This window comes from Actinophytocola sp. (assembly GCF_036555685.1).
GTDB lineage: Bacteria > Actinomycetota > Actinomycetes > Mycobacteriales > Pseudonocardiaceae > Actinophytocola.
The window spans coordinates 1-13,727 of record NZ_DATBKY010000310.1 but is presented as its reverse complement, the minus strand read 5'-3'; the positions used below and the strand labels follow the sequence as shown (position 1 = coordinate 13,727).

General features: G+C 72.0%; 17 protein-coding genes. 16 read left to right on the top strand and 1 reads right to left on the bottom strand.

The annotated features are described in order from the left end of the window. The coding region (locus tag VH969_RS32895) for an amidohydrolase family protein (RefSeq protein ID WP_331981657.1) at nucleotides 1-753 on the top strand (753 nt) is incomplete at its 5' end. On the opposite strand, the gene VH969_RS32890 is transcribed toward VH969_RS32895, so the two are convergent. Next, a complete protein-coding gene (locus tag VH969_RS32890; protein ID WP_331981654.1) occupies nucleotides 743-1,519 on the bottom strand; it encodes a P-loop nucleotide/nucleoside kinase family protein in 777 nt (258 codons plus the stop codon). The two genes, VH969_RS32895 and VH969_RS32890, sit on opposite strands and share 11 nt — an antisense overlap. A gap of 62 nt (nucleotides 1,520-1,581) precedes the next feature. Here VH969_RS32890 and VH969_RS32885 point away from each other — a divergent pair, with 62 nt between their 5' ends. The 15 genes from VH969_RS32885 to VH969_RS32815 all read left to right on the top strand — a co-directional run bounded on the left by VH969_RS32885 (nucleotide 1,582) and on the right by VH969_RS32815 (nucleotide 13,726). Beyond that, nucleotides 1,582-2,337 (top strand): CPBP family intramembrane glutamic endopeptidase, encoded by a 756-nt coding sequence (locus VH969_RS32885; protein WP_414638656.1) that lies wholly within the window; start codon nucleotides 1,582-1,584, stop codon nucleotides 2,335-2,337. A 146-nt stretch (nucleotides 2,338-2,483) separates the two neighbouring features. Then, nucleotides 2,484-2,960, top strand: coding sequence for a 30S ribosomal protein S16 (rpsP, locus tag VH969_RS32880; RefSeq protein WP_331981651.1), 477 nt, complete (start codon nucleotides 2,484-2,486; stop codon nucleotides 2,958-2,960). Between the two features lie 70 nt (nucleotides 2,961-3,030). After that, complete coding sequence (locus VH969_RS32875) at nucleotides 3,031-3,270, top strand: RNA-binding protein (protein WP_331981648.1); 240 nt, start codon at nucleotides 3,031-3,033, stop codon at nucleotides 3,268-3,270. 7 nt (nucleotides 3,271-3,277) lie between these two features. Then, nucleotides 3,278-3,823, top strand: coding sequence for a ribosome maturation factor RimM (gene rimM / locus VH969_RS32870; protein WP_331981645.1), 546 nt, complete (start codon nucleotides 3,278-3,280; stop codon nucleotides 3,821-3,823). Next, complete coding sequence (gene trmD / locus VH969_RS32865; RefSeq protein WP_331981642.1) at nucleotides 3,824-4,570, top strand: tRNA (guanosine(37)-N1)-methyltransferase TrmD; 747 nt, start codon at nucleotides 3,824-3,826, stop codon at nucleotides 4,568-4,570. It begins immediately after the preceding gene. A gap of 161 nt (nucleotides 4,571-4,731) precedes the next feature. Further along, nucleotides 4,732-5,091: a 50S ribosomal protein L19 gene (gene rplS, locus VH969_RS32860; RefSeq protein WP_331981639.1), complete on the top strand. Its 360-nt coding sequence runs from the start codon at nucleotides 4,732-4,734 to the stop codon at nucleotides 5,089-5,091. Between the two features lie 47 nt (nucleotides 5,092-5,138). After that, on the top strand, nucleotides 5,139-6,224 hold the full coding sequence (gene lepB / locus VH969_RS32855; RefSeq protein WP_331981636.1) for a signal peptidase I: 1,086 nt from the start codon (nucleotides 5,139-5,141) through the stop codon (nucleotides 6,222-6,224). Nucleotides 6,225-6,328: 104 nt separating this feature from the next. Then, a complete protein-coding gene (gene lepB / locus VH969_RS32850; protein ID WP_331981633.1) occupies nucleotides 6,329-7,303 on the top strand; it encodes a signal peptidase I in 975 nt (324 codons plus the stop codon). A 2-nt stretch (nucleotides 7,304-7,305) separates the two neighbouring features. Further along, nucleotides 7,306-8,082 (top strand): ribonuclease HII, encoded by a 777-nt coding sequence (locus tag VH969_RS32845; protein WP_414638657.1) that lies wholly within the window; start codon nucleotides 7,306-7,308, stop codon nucleotides 8,080-8,082. After that, nucleotides 8,079-8,402 (top strand): DUF2469 domain-containing protein, encoded by a 324-nt coding sequence (locus tag VH969_RS32840; protein WP_331981630.1) that lies wholly within the window; start codon nucleotides 8,079-8,081, stop codon nucleotides 8,400-8,402. Before VH969_RS32845 ends, VH969_RS32840 begins: the two co-directional genes overlap by 4 nt. An 89-nt stretch (nucleotides 8,403-8,491) precedes the next feature. Continuing rightward, on the top strand, nucleotides 8,492-8,863 hold the full coding sequence (locus VH969_RS32835; RefSeq protein WP_331981627.1) for a YraN family protein: 372 nt from the start codon (nucleotides 8,492-8,494) through the stop codon (nucleotides 8,861-8,863). After that, entirely contained in the window at nucleotides 8,863-10,380 is a 1,518-nt protein-coding gene (locus VH969_RS32830) for a YifB family Mg chelatase-like AAA ATPase (RefSeq protein WP_331981624.1), read from the top strand. Before VH969_RS32835 ends, VH969_RS32830 begins: the two co-directional genes overlap by 1 nt. A 278-nt stretch (nucleotides 10,381-10,658) precedes the next feature. Continuing rightward, the gene (gene dprA, locus VH969_RS32825; RefSeq protein ID WP_331981621.1) at nucleotides 10,659-11,753 is read left to right on the top strand and encodes a DNA-processing protein DprA; all 1,095 of its coding nucleotides are present in this window, start codon (nucleotides 10,659-10,661) and stop codon (nucleotides 11,751-11,753) included. A gap of 40 nt (nucleotides 11,754-11,793) precedes the next feature. Further along, the gene (locus VH969_RS32820) at nucleotides 11,794-12,834 is read left to right on the top strand and encodes a tyrosine recombinase XerC (RefSeq protein ID WP_414638655.1); all 1,041 of its coding nucleotides are present in this window, start codon (nucleotides 11,794-11,796) and stop codon (nucleotides 12,832-12,834) included. A 70-nt stretch (nucleotides 12,835-12,904) separates the two neighbouring features. Continuing rightward, the gene (locus tag VH969_RS32815) at nucleotides 12,905-13,726 is read left to right on the top strand and encodes a FliA/WhiG family RNA polymerase sigma factor (RefSeq protein WP_331981616.1); all 822 of its coding nucleotides are present in this window, start codon (nucleotides 12,905-12,907) and stop codon (nucleotides 13,724-13,726) included. The last annotated feature ends 1 nt before the right edge of the window (nucleotide 13,727 follow it).

Genomic DNA, 13,727 nt, shown 5'->3' with positions numbered 1-13,727 from the left:
GGCCGCCACATCGCGCGCCCCAAGCGCTACATCCGCGACCTCGGCATCGAGATCGACCCCGCCGAGCTCCCGAGGACCGTTGCCGAGCAGGCCGCCCGCGGCGACGGCTGGGTCAAGCTCGTCGGCGACTACATCGACCGCGACCTCGGCGAGCTCGCCCCGCTCTGGCCCGACGACGTCCTCAAGGAAGCCATGACCGTCGCCCACGAGGCCGGCGCCCGGGTCACCGCGCACGTCTTCGGCGCGAACGCGCTGCCCGGGCTGGTCGAGTCCGGCATCGACTGCATCGAGCACGGCACCGGCCTCACCGACGACACGATCGCCGCCATGGTCGAGCACGGCACCGCCCTCGTCCCCACGCTGATCAACATCGAGACCTTCCCGGGCATCGCCGCCGGCGCCGGCAAGTACCCGCGCTACGCCGGCCAGATGCTCGAACTCCACGGCCGGGTCCGGCAGACGATCGGCAAGGCCATCGAGGCCGGCATCCCCGTCTACGCCGGCACCGACGCGGGCGGCGGCATCGAGCACGGCCGGATCGTCGACGAGATCATCGCGCTGCACGAGACCGGCATGACCACCGAGCAGGCGCTCGGCGCCGCTTCCTGGACCGCGCGCGGCTGGCTCGGCTGGTCGGGCATCCAGGAGTCCGCGGCGGCCGACGTCATCGCCTACGGCGACGACCCGCGCGCCGACCTGAACGCCCTGCGCACGCCGAAGCGAATGGTGCTGCGCGGCCGGGTCATCCGCTGACGCACGCGATCAGCGGCGCCACCGGGAACTCGGCCACCGGCAGCGACACCGTCGCCGCGCACGCGCGATCCCCGCACTCGCAGTCGAACTCCACCACCGCCGCCGCGAGCGAGCCGCGCGCCCACGGCCGCGCGTAGTACGCCCGGTGCTGCTCGACCAGCGCCAGGTTCGAGTACCGCAGCAACGCCCGCCGCTCGCCGGTGGTCGAGGCCACCGGCCCGGCCGCGAGCGCGTCGGCGAAACAGGACCCGACCGCGGCCGCGAGGTCCTCGTCCGCGGCCACGACCCGGCCGCCGGCCGCCCGCACCTCGGCCTCGATCTCCGCGGACAGCAGCTCGTAGAGCGCCCGCACCCCGGCCGGCAGGGACCGCGACGCCAACCGGTCGCGCCGCACGGAAGGCGACGGCAGCAACCACACCGCGCGCGGCCCGGCCACGGACGGCGTGACCGGCGTGCCCTCCGCGATGATCAGCGGCGCGGAGGGAAGCGCACGCAGATCGTCGGCGATCATCCGCCCGCGCTCGCGGTGCAGCGACATCGCCAGCAGCTCCGCCGGCGGCCGTGCCCACCGCTGCGCCGGGGAGAGCCGCTCGAACCGGATCGCCGCCGGATGCCCCGCCGCGATCGCCCGGTCCCGGTGCGCCCACGTGTGCGCATCCGAGCTGTACCAACGCAACCCGTGCCGTCGCGCGAGCGTCCGCGCCACGGATGTCTTGCCCGAACCGGGCGGCCCGCCGAGCCAGAGCACGTTCACGGTCACCAGCATGCCCGCCGGTGTCGGCGCAGGTTGCCGGGTTGACCCGGCGCGAAAGGACTATTCTCGGCGTGGTGACCACCGAACGGGAAGCGACGGAGAGCCCACGCTCCGCCCTCGCCGACCCCCCGGTTCGGACACACCGCTGGGGATTCGGCGCGTTCCTGTTCGTCTTCGCCGTCTTCGTGCTCACCGCGGTCGTGATCAGCGCGGCCTTCTCCGCCGTACGGCCACACACCAACCCGGCGGCCGTCGTGCTGATCGGCACGATCGTGCCGACCGTGCTCGCCGCCTGCGTCGCGCTGCTGGTCACCCGCCTGCGTGGCAGCGGCCCGCGGATCGACCTGCGCTTGTCGTTCACCGCCGCGGACGTCCGGGCCGGCTTCAAGTTCGGCCTGCTCGGCCTGGTCTGCACCACGCTCGCGGCGATCATCTGGACCAACGTCGTCGGCAAGGAGAACGCGACCAGCGCCGTCGGCGCGCTGGTCGACAACGCGCGCATGCCGGTCGGCGCGGCGATCGCGCTGTTCCTGTTCGTCTGGCTCGTCGGCCCGGTCTGCGAGGAGATCATCTACCGCGGCCTGCTGTGGGGCGCGCTGGAGCGCCTGCAGTGGGGCCGCTGGGCGGTGTTCGGCCTGACCACCGTGATCTTCGCGGTCAGCCACCTCGAGCCGCTGCGCACGTCGCTGCTGCTGGTGATCGGGATCCCGATCGGGCTCGCGCGCCTGTTCACCGGCCGGCTCGGTGCCAGCATCGTCACCCATCAGGTCAACAACTTCCTGCCCGCGGTCGCCGTGCTGCTGGTCGCCGTCGGGGCGATGCCGGCCTGATCGGGCCGTCTGGCAGAATGTACGGCTGTCCGTCGTGGCCGGACCCTCTCACCGTGCCATGACGCCACCAACTTGGGGCTCCAGCCATCCGTACCCCACGCGGACGACCGGCGCCCGCCACCGTGATCAGAGGAGCACCACAACCCGTGGCAGTCAAGATCAAGCTGCAGCGTCTCGGCAAGATCCGGGCGCCGTACTACCGAGTCGTCGTCGCCGATGCCCGCACCCGCCGCAGCGGCAAGGCGATCGAGACGATCGGCCGGTACCACCCCAAGGACGAGCCGAGCCTGATCGAGGTCGACTCCGAGCGCACCCAGTACTGGCTCGGCGTCGGCGCCAAGCCGACCGAGTCCGTGCAGCGGATCCTGGAGATCACCGGCGACTGGCAGAAGTTCAAGGGCCTGCCGGGCACCGAGGGCACGCTGAAGCACGCCGAGCCGAAGCCGACGAAGCAGGAGCTCTTCGAGGCCGCGCTCAAGGACGCCGGCGAGGAGCCGACCACCGAGGCCACCACCCCGAAGAAGCGGGGCGGCGCCAAGAAGAGCGAGGCCAAGAAGGACGAGGCCAAGAAGGACGAGGCCAAGGCCGAGGAGAAGGCCGAGAAGCCCGCGGACCAGTCGTGAGCGATCGTGCGAGCGAGCCATCGACACAGGGCGACCGCGAGCGGCGACACCGAGCCGGTGAGGGGCCGACGTGAGCTTCCTGGCTGACGCGCTGGAGCACCTGGTGCGCAACATCGTCGACAACCCGGACGACGTGCGCGTCGAGCTGGTGACCACGCGCCGCGGTCGCACGCTCGAGCTGCACGTCAACCCGGACGACCTCGGCAAGGTGATCGGCCGGGGCGGCCGCACCGCGACCGCGCTGCGCACCGTCATGGCCGGCATCGGCGGTCGAGGCATCCGGGTGGACGTAGTCGACACGGATCAGTGAGCGGAGCTTGCGGAGCGAACCATCGCGCGCCGGCGACACGCTCCTGCTGGTCGGGCGGATCGCCAAGGCGCATGGCATCGGCGGCGAGCTCGCCGTCGACGTGCACACCGACGCGCCGGACGAACGCTTCGTGCCCGGGGCCGTGCTCAACGCGCGGCTCCGGGACCGCTCGACCCGCCCGCTGACCGTGTCCACGGTCCGGGCGCACTCCGGCCGCCTGCTGGTCCGCTTCGACGAGGTCGCCGACCGCACGGTGGCCGAGTCGCTGCGCGGGGCCCAGCTCCTCGTCGACGCGGCCGACCTGCCCCCGACCGAGGACCCGGACGAGTTCTACGACCACGAGCTCGAGGGCCTGGCCGCGGTGCTAGCGGACGGCACGGAGGTCGGCCGGGTCCGCGAGGTCGCCCACAGCCCGGGCGGCGAGCTGCTGGTCGTCGACCTGACCGAGGGTGGTGGCGAGGCGCTCGTCCCGTTCGTCCGCGAGATCGTGCCCGAGGTCGACCTCGCCGGGCGCCGGGTCGTGCTGGACCCGCCGGAGGGCCTGCTGAGCTAGATGCGCATCGACGTCGTCACGATCTTCCCCGAGTACCTGGACCCGCTGCGCCAGGCGCTCCTCGGCCGCGCCATCGAGCGCGGCCTGCTCACCCTCGACGTGCACGACCTGCGCAAGTGGACCCACGACGTGCACAAGGCGGTCGACGACAGCCCCTACGGCGGCGGCCCCGGCATGGTCATGAAGCCCCAGGTCTGGGGCGAGGCGCTCGACGAGCTGTGCGCCGAGGGCACGCCGCGCCTCGTCGTCCCCACGCCGGCCGGCCGCCCGTTCACCCAGGCCACCGCGCGGGCGTACGCGGGGGAGGAGTGGCTGCTGTTCGCGTGCGGCCGCTATGAAGGGATCGACCAGCGGGTGCTCGACGACGCCGCCCGCCGGATGCCGGTGGACGAGGTGTCCGTCGGCGACTACGTGCTCGTCGGCGGCGAGGTCGCGGTCATGGTCATGGTCGAGGCGGTGGCCCGGCTGCTGCCGGGCGTGCTCGGCAACCCCGCGTCGGCCGCGCAGGACTCCTTCTCCGACGGCCTGCTCGAAGGTCCCAGCTACACCCGGCCAGAGGTGTGGCGGGACCTCGCGGTACCCGAGGTGCTGCGGTCGGGCAACCACGGCGCGATCGAGCGGTGGCGCCGTGACCAGGCGCTGGCCAGGACGTTCCGCCGCCGCCCGGAGCTGCTCGAGGCGCTGCCCGAGGGTGCTCTCGACAAGCACGACCTCGCCGAGCTGGAGCGACTGCGCGGCGGGGAGTGATCCCCCGGTTCGGTCGCGGGAAAATCGCATGACATACTTGTCCAGTTGTTGCAGCCGGGTGGCGCCTCGGCGCAATCCACGTTGACTTCCCAAGGTTGACTAAGGACGGTCTCAGACAGCCACGCCTTGGGCGCACGAACGACACGAGGACGGATACACCGATGAACACCCTGGATGCCCTGGACGCCAAGTCGCTGCGCTCCGACATCCCGGACTTCCGCCCGGGCGACACGCTGAAGGTCCACGTCCGCGTCATCGAGGGCTCCCGCGAGCGGGTCCAGGTCTTCAAGGGCGTCGTCATCCGCCGGCAGGGCGGTGGCATCCGCGAGACCTTCACCGTGCGCAAGATCTCCTTCGGCGTCGGCGTCGAGCGCACCTTCCCGGTGCACTCCCCGAACATCGCCAAGATCGAGGTGGACCGGCGCGGTGACGTGCGGCGGGCCAAGCTCTACTACCTGCGTGAGCTGCGCGGCAAGGCTGCCAAGATCAAGGAGAAGCGCGAGCCGGCGCACACCTCCTGAGCGGCGACTTAACACTGGCCGCCGGAGACTTACCGTAACCTGGTCTCGTGGCCATCCCCGTGCACGCGCAGTCGCCGGAGGACGACCCGGAGCGCACCGACCTGATCCCGCGGATCGACGAGTTCACCGAGACGAGGGCTTGGCGGCCGCCGGCACCGGAGCGTCCGCACGGTGGCTCCACGAACGGCATACGTTCGGATGAGCTACGCCGCGAACGCGAGCGCCCGGACGGCGAGTCGAAGTCGAAGCGGGGCAAGCACCGCCGGCCACTGCGGAAGAAGCCACTCTGGCAGGAGCTGCTGACCCTGTTCGCGGTCGCGCTGCTGCTCACTTTCCTCATCCAGCACTTCCTCGGCCGGGTCTACTCGATCCCGTCCGGGTCGATGGAGAAGACGCTGCACGGCTGCCCGGGCTGCACGGGCGACCGCGTGCTGGTCGACAAGCTGAGCTACGCGTTCACCGACCCCGAGCCCGGCGACGTCGTCGTCTTCGAGGGGCCGAACACCTGGACGGAGAACGACGTCCAGGAACCGCCGTCCGGCAACGTCATCACGAACACCCTGCAGCAGATCGGCGCCCTGGTCGGCCTCGCGCCGCCGGACGAGCGCGACTTCGTCAAGCGCGTGATCGCGGTCGGCGGCCAGACTGTCCAGTGCTGCGACGAGAAGATGCGGGTGCTCGTCGACGGCCGACCGCTCGACGAGCCGTACATCTACTGGCAGAACGGCCAACCAGACGCCCAGCAACGGTTCGACCCGGTGCTCGTGCCCGAGGGCACGATCTGGGTCATGGGCGACAACCGGAGCGACTCGTGCGACTCCCGCTGCCAGGGTGGCGGCGGCATCCGCGGCGTCGTCCCGATCGACGACGTGATCGGCAAGGCGCGCTACATCGTGCTGCCGCCGTCGCGCTGGCAGGGCGTCGGTGACCACAACCCGCAGGGCGGCATCCCGTTCGCCATGGGCGCGCCGACCTGGCAGCAGGGTCTCCCCGCAGGTTTCGGCCTGATCTTCGCGTGGCCGGTGCTGTGGGCGAGCCGCCGCATACGATGGCTGGTCGCCCCGGCGCGCGGCAACGACCCGCCACCCGAGGGCGATCCGCCGGACGGCGACGCGCCGTCGGCACGCGAGTAGCGGGTCGGTCCCCTTCGTCACCCCTGTTCCGGGTGGGTGATCCGCCTCGCCACGCGGGGTGCGCGGCCACTAGGTGACCCGGGCGCACCGGTAGTCTGCACGGCGTGGTCGACGTCGCACATTCCGGGAACAGCAGGGACAACGAGAACGAGGGGGACGACCCGACCGACCAGCGACACCGCGACGGCGACGCCGAGGAAGCAGCCGCCGAGGAAGAGGCGACCGAAGCCGGCGCCGAGCCCACGGGCAAGCGCCGGAAGAAGGCCAAGAAGCCGCGCTCGTTCTGGAAGGAGCTGCCGATCCTGATCGGCGTCGCGCTCCTGCTGGCGCTGCTCATCCAGACCTTCATCGCGCGCGTGTTCGTGATCCCGTCCGAGTCGATGGAGCAGACCCTGCACGGCTGCCCCGGCTGCTACGGCGACCGCGTGCTCGTTGACAAGCTCGTCTACGACTTCGCCGACCCCGAACCCGGCGAGGTCGTGGTCTTCAAGCGCCCGGGCACCTGGAACCAGTCGGAGTTCCAGTCCAACCGCTCCAGCAACGCGTTCGTGTCCTGGCTGCAGGACGTCGGCGCCGCGTTCGGCCTGGCCTCGCCCGACGAGGACGACGTCGTGAAGCGGATCATCGCGGTCGGCGGCCAGCGCGTGGAGTGCTGCGACGAGAAGAACCACGTGCTCGTCGACGGCAAGCCGCTCGACGAGCCGTACATCTACTGGACGCCGACGGCCGAGCCGCGCCAGGCCTCGTTCGCGCCGATCACCGTGCCCGACGGCATGCTGTTCGTGCTGGGCGACAACCGGAACAACTCCAGCGACTCCCGGTACCAGGGTGGGGGCGGCAAGAACGGCCTCGTCCCGGTGGACAATGTCATCGGCAAGGTGCGCTGGATCGTGCTGCCGCCGTCGCGCTGGCAAGGCGTCGGCGACCACAACCCGCAGGCGGCCGGCACCGCTGCCGCGCTGGGTTACGGCATCCCGCTCGGCGGCGGCTTCCTCGCCGCGTGGCCGGTCCTGTGGCTCGGCCGGCGGGCACGCACCGCGCTACGGAACGCTGCGAGCCGTGCGGGAGACGAACCGTGACGTTGGCCCACCTGGACTGGCTGGAGTCCCGCCCACCGCGGGTCTTGTTGCGGCGCGAGACCGGCAACTGGGGGCTGCAGCACGCGCTGGACCGGCGTGGGCTCGGACCGGTGGCCGGCGTCGACGAGGCCGGCCGCGGGGCGTGCGCCGGTCCGCTGGTCGTCGCGTCGTGCGTGCTCCGGCCCGGGGACGCCGCCCGCTTCGACGGGCTCACCGACTCCAAGCTGCTGACCGCGGCCGCCCGCGAGCGGATGTACGACCTGGTCGTGGCGCGTGCGGTGGACTACGCGATCGTCATCGTGCCGGTCGAGGAGGTCGACCTGATCGGCGTGCACGTGTCGAACATCGAGGGCATGCGCCGGGCGATCGCGCGGCTCACGACGCATCCGGGGTACGTGCTGATCGACGGCTTCCGGGTGCCCGGCCTGACCGCCCCGAGCATGCCCGTGGTCAAGGGCGACCGGGCCGTCGCATGCGTGGCGGCGGCGTCCGTGCTGGCGAAGGTCACCCGCGACCGGATCATGGCCGGGCTGCACGAGCAGCTGCCGATGTACGGGTTCGACGAGCACAAGGGCTACTGCACCGGCACGCACGGGGAGGCCCTGGCCGAGTACGGGCCGAGCGCGATGCACCGGTGGTCGTTCGTGAACGTGCATGCCGCGGGGGTGGCGCACGGAATGCGGGCACCCCGTCCGGTGTCCTTGAGTGTGGCGGCGGCCGCCGTGGTCCAGAATGGGGGGGCTGACCCCGTCGATCCTGAGGAGCGCGTAACCGCATGAGTGCGGAGGATCTCGAGAAGTACGAGACCGAGATGGAGCTGCAGCTCTATCGGGAGTACCGCGACGTCGTCGGCCAGTTCTCCTACGTCGTGGAGACGGAGCGCCGGTTCTACCTGGCCAACGGGGTGGACGTGCAGGTCCGCGACTCCGACGGCGAGGTGTACTTCGAGGTGCGGATGTCGGACGCCTGGGTCTGGGACATGTACCGGCCGGCCCGGTTCGTGAAGAACGTCCGGGTGATCACGTTCAAGGACGTCAACGTCGAGGAGCTGGACAAGCCCGAGCTCCGGCTGCCCGAAGAGGGTCCGTTCGGCAGCTGAGCCCGCCGGTTATCCACAACCCGCCAACCTGTCCACAGTTCCGCCTTCGCCGCTGGCACCCGCCGCCCCCACGCGGCAACGTCGAAGCCATGACGGCTGACACGACCCGCTCCCATCTGCGTACCGGTGCCCGTGGGGAGGACCTCGCCGCGCGCTATCTCGAGAGCCGCGGCCTGGTGGTACTGGGCAGGAACTGGCGCTGCCCGGAAGGCGAGCTGGACCTCATCGCCACGGACAGACACCGCCTGATCGTCTGCGAGGTGAAGACGCGGACGGGCACCAACTTCGGTCACCCGGCCGAGGCCGTGACGGACGAGAAGGCCAACCGCATCCGCAGACTGTCACGACGCTGGCGAACAGCCCATGACGTCGGCTGGTGCGAGGAACGCTTCGACATCATCTCGATCATCTGGCGTCCGGGCGAGGCCCCGCGGATCCAGCACTTCAAGGGTGCCTTCTGATGCCGCTCGCCCGCGCGTGGTCCGTCGCCCTGTTCGGCGTCGACGGCGTCGCCGTCGAGATCGAGGCCGACATCGGCGGTGGCCGACCGCGTACCCAGATCGTGGGCCTCCCCGACGCCTCCCTCAACGAGGCCAAGGAGCGAGTCCGCGCCGCGATCCGCAACAGCCGCGAGGAGTGGCCGGGCGAGCTCGTGACGCTCGCGCTTTCCCCGGCGGCCCTTCCGAAGGGCGGCTCCGGCTACGACCTCGCACTGGCCTGCGCCGTTCTCGCCGCCGCGGACCGGGTCCCGGCCGAGCTCCTCACCGGCGTGGCCCTCATCGGCGAGCTGGCGCTGGACGGCCGCATCCGCCCCGTCCGCGGGGTGCTTCCCGGCTTGCTGGCGGCTCGCCGGGCCGGGCTTCGACGAGCGGTCGTCCCCGCCTCGGCGCTCTCGGAGGCCGCGTTGGTCACCGACCTGGACGTCCGCGGCGCGACCCGTCTGCTGGACGTCCTCGCATGGCTTCGCGGGGAGGCCGACACGCTCGAGCGTCCCGCTCACGGGTCCCCAGCCGCCGTGCCGGACGACGTGCCCGACCTGGCCGACGTGCTCGGCCAACCGGAGGCGCGGTGGGCGCTCGAGGTAGCCGCGGCCGGCGGCCATCACCTGCTCCTGACCGGCCCACCCGGCACCGGCAAGACGATGCTGGCCCGTCGGCTGCCGGGCCTCCTGCCGGCCCTGTCCGAGGAGCAGGCGCTGGAGGTCACGGCGGTCCATTCGATAGCCGGACTTCTCGCACCCGACGCACCCCTGATCTCGACGCCGCCCTTCGTGGCGCCACACCACTCGACGTCCGTGCCCGGACTGGTCGGCGGCGGCTCCGGCGTGGCCAAGCCGGGAGCGATCAGCCAGGCGCACCACGGGGTCCTGTTCATGGACGAGGCCTGCGAGTTCGGCCCGAACCGGCTCGAGGCACTGCGAACCGCGCTGGAGGAGGGCGAGGTACGCCTGGCGCGGCGCGACGGCGTCGCCCGCTACCCGGCGAACTTCCAGTTGGTACTGGCCACGAACCCGTGTCCCTGCGCGCCGCCGCGAGAACTCGACTGCACCTGTTCCCCGCACGAAAGGCGCCGCTATATCGGTCGCCTGTCCGGCCCGCTTCTCGACCGCGTCGACCTCAGAGTCCGCATGCGTCCGATCACGGCCATGTCGGGCGCGGAGGTCTCCCCGCCCGAGTCGACGGCAACGGTCCGCGCGCGAGTCGACAAGGCGAGGGCCCGCGCCGCGAAGCGCTGGCAGAAGTACGGCTGGCGCACCAACGCGCAGGCTCCGGGCCCGATCCTCCGGCGGGAGTTCGCGTTACCCCGCAAGGTCACCGCGCTACTGGACCGGGTCCTGAACACCGGCGCGGTGACCGCCCGAGGCGCCGACCGCTGCCTACGAGTCGCCTGGACTCTCAGTGACCTGGCAGCAGCCGACCGCCCAGCAGCCGACCACGTAGCCGCCGCCCTCGAGTTCCGCGACCGGAGAGCCGCATGACCCCGCCCGACCTCCGACTCCAACCCTCGGAGCACCCACCCGCCGACCCGACACTGTCCGGCTCCACCGGCTTCCCACCACCCGCTCCAGCGCACGCCTCGCCAGCAGCGACGGCCGCTTGCGCAACCGAGCAAACGCGCGCCGAGCGGGAACGGTCACCGGCGAGCGATCCCGCGGCCGATCGAGATCCGGACGCGCCGGATCACGGCCGCGCCGGCAATCCGATGCCCGCTGCGCAGCGGTGCGGCGAGAACCTTCGGCTCGCGCGGGCATATCTCATGCGGGTCGCCGAGCCACCGGCCACCGCGCTTCTCGGGTTCGTCGAGGCCGTCGGGCCGCTGGTGGCCGCCGAGCGGGTACGGGCCGCCGACGTCCCGGCCGCCGTGCTGACCGAGACATCCGCACGCCGCCATCTCGACCAGGCCGCTGGTGATCTCGAGGACGCGGAGCGGGTCGGCGCGCGGCTCGTCGTGCCCGAGGACAAGGAGTGGCCCGCCTGGCAGTTGCTGTGCCTGGCCACCGCGGCGGACCGGGGGCAGCGGTGGTCGGGGGTACCGCTCGGCCTGTGGGTTCGCGGGCCCGCGACATTGCCCGACGTCTTCGATCGCGCCGTATCGGTTGTCGGGGCGCGCAGTGCCAGCACCTACGGGGAGAGCATGGCCGCCGAGATCGGGTACGGGCTCGCGGCCGCCGGCATGACCGTGGTCTCCGGCGCGGCCTTCGGCATCGACGGATCTGCCCACCGCGGCGCGCTCAACGCCGACGGATGCACCGTGGCCGTCCTCGCCTGCGGCGTCGACAAGGACTACCCGCTCGGCCACGCCGCCCTGCTCGACCGCATCGCCGAGACGGGGCTGGTGATCAGCGAGTACCCGCCGGGGACGCCGCCCGCCAAGCACCGCTTCCTCGTCCGCAACCGCCTCATCGCCGCGCTCTCCAGCGGCACGGTCGTCGTCGAGGCCGGCGTGCGCAGCGGTGCCCGCAACACGGCGACCACCGCGGCGGCGCTGGGCAAGGTCGTCATGGCGGTGCCCGGGCCGATCACGTCGGCCACGTCCGTCGGCTGCCACGACCTCCTCCGCACCGGTGCGGCGATCCTGGCGGGCTCGCTGGCGGAGATCCTCGAGGCGGTCGGCCCGGTCGGCGAGCACCTCGCCGACCACCCGGACGGACCGCACCACCGGACGGACGGCCTCGGCGACGACGCCCTCCGCGTGCACGAGGCACTGCACCGGCGGGCCACGCGCAGCACCGCGCGAGTGGCTGTGGAGTCCGGGGTTCCGCTCGACCGGGTCCGCGCGATCCTGCCCGAACTCGAGCTCACCGGACTCGCCGAGCGATGCGAGGGGGGATGGCGCCAGGCACCTGACTGACGACACGGCCACCCGTCGGTGCTTGACTCCCGCCGGGTCTATGACGCAGCGTCGGAGGGTGCCTCGATCACCGAGAGCCCGCCGCAAGCGGGTCGACCTCCACAAGGTCCGCGGCGAGCTGCCGGATCCGGTCGTCGAGGTCGTCGACGCGTACGAGCGGCACCTCGCGCTCGAGCGCGGGCTGTCCACGCACACCGTGCGGGCCTATGTCGGGGACGCGGTCTCGCTGCTCGGGTTTCTGCACGGCCTGCCGGTGATCGACCCCGGCGACGAGGAACGGCCCGGGCTGGACCGGAGCCGCGGAGGTGGCGTCCAGGCGCTCGACCTGCAGGTGCTGCGGGCGTGGCTCGCCGCGCTCCGGGGCGGCGGGGCGAGCCGGACCACGCTCGCCCGGCGATCGGCCGCGGCGCGCGCCTTCACCGCGTGGGCCCACCGGCGCGGGCATCTGGAGACCGATCCGGGCGCACGGCTGGCGTCGCCCCGGCCGCACCGGACGCTGCCATCCGTGCTGCGGCAGGACCAGGCGAGCGACCTGCTGCAGGCCTCCGGCTCGGGAGCCGCCGAGCTGGACGCGATCGCGTTGCGTGACCACGCCCTGCTCGAGCTCCTGTACGCGACCGGCGTGCGGGTGTCCGAGCTGTGCGGCCTGGACGTTGCCGACGTCGATCTTGACCGGCGTGTCGTGGTCGTCTTCGGCAAGGGCGGCAAGGAACGCACCGTGCCGTTCGGCGAGCCGGCCGCGCGGGCCGTGCGGCAGTGGCTCGAGCTGGGAAGACCAGCCCTGGCGCGGCAGACGTCGCCACCTGCGCTACTGCTCGGCGCTCGCGGCGGCAGGTTCCAACCGGCGAGCGTTCGACGTATCGTGCACGAAGCACTGGGTGTAATTCCGGGTGCTCCCGTCATGGGACCACACGGCCTGCGTCACTCTGCTGCGACGCATTTGCTCGAAGGTGGTGCGGATCTTCGGAGCGTCCAGGAACTTCTTGGTCACGCTACGCTAGCTACCACCCAGCTATACACACATGTGACCGTCGATCGGCTGAAGGCAATACATGACCGAGCCCACCCCCGCTCCCGCTGAACCAGGGGAAGGATTTGGGACACCGGGGCACCCACCCGCCGGCACGCCGGTGGGGACGAACGGTCATGCCGTGAGCTTCGGGGTCGGCGAGAGCGCCGGCGTGCTGCCCGGGGACCAGCGCACGTTCGACGACGTCGAGGCCGGCATCGTCGCGCTGTGGCGGGCCTTCGGTGAACGGCGCGAGCACCAGCTGCGCGACCGCCTCGTGCTGCACTACGCGCCGCTGGTCAAGTACGTCGCCGGCCGGGTCGGCACCGGACTGCCCGCACACGTCGAGGTGGCCGACCTGATCCAGTCCGGCATCTTCGGTCTGGTAGACGCCATCGAGAAGTTCGAGCCCGAGCGCGGGCTCAAGTTCGAGACCTACGCGATGCAGCGCATCCGCGGTGCGATCCTCGACGACCTGCGTGCGCAGGACTGGGTGCCCCGCTCCGTCCGCGGCCGGGCCCGCGAGGTCGAGCGCGCGCTGGAGCGTCTCGGCGCCCAGCTCCGCCGCACGCCCACGGATTCCGAATTGGCCGAGGAGCTGGGGCTCACCGTCACCGAGCTCAGCGACGTGTACGCACAGCTCCAGCTCACCAGCGTCGTCGCGCTAGACGAGCTCGCCGCGGCCGGTCGCGGCTCGACGCCGCTCGCGGACATCCTCGAGGACCCCGAGGCACTCGACCCGGTCGCGCTGCTGGTCGACCAGGACAACCGCCGCCAGCTCGCCGAGGCCATCCGCCACCTCACCGAACGGGACCGGGTCGTGGTGACCCTGTACTACTTCGAGAACCTGACGCTCGCCGAGATCGGCCGGGTCCTCGGGGTCACCGAGTCGCGCGTCTGCCAGCTGCACACGCGCGCGGTGCTGCGGCTGCGCGCGAAGCTGCTCGAGAAGTCCGAGGTCTAGG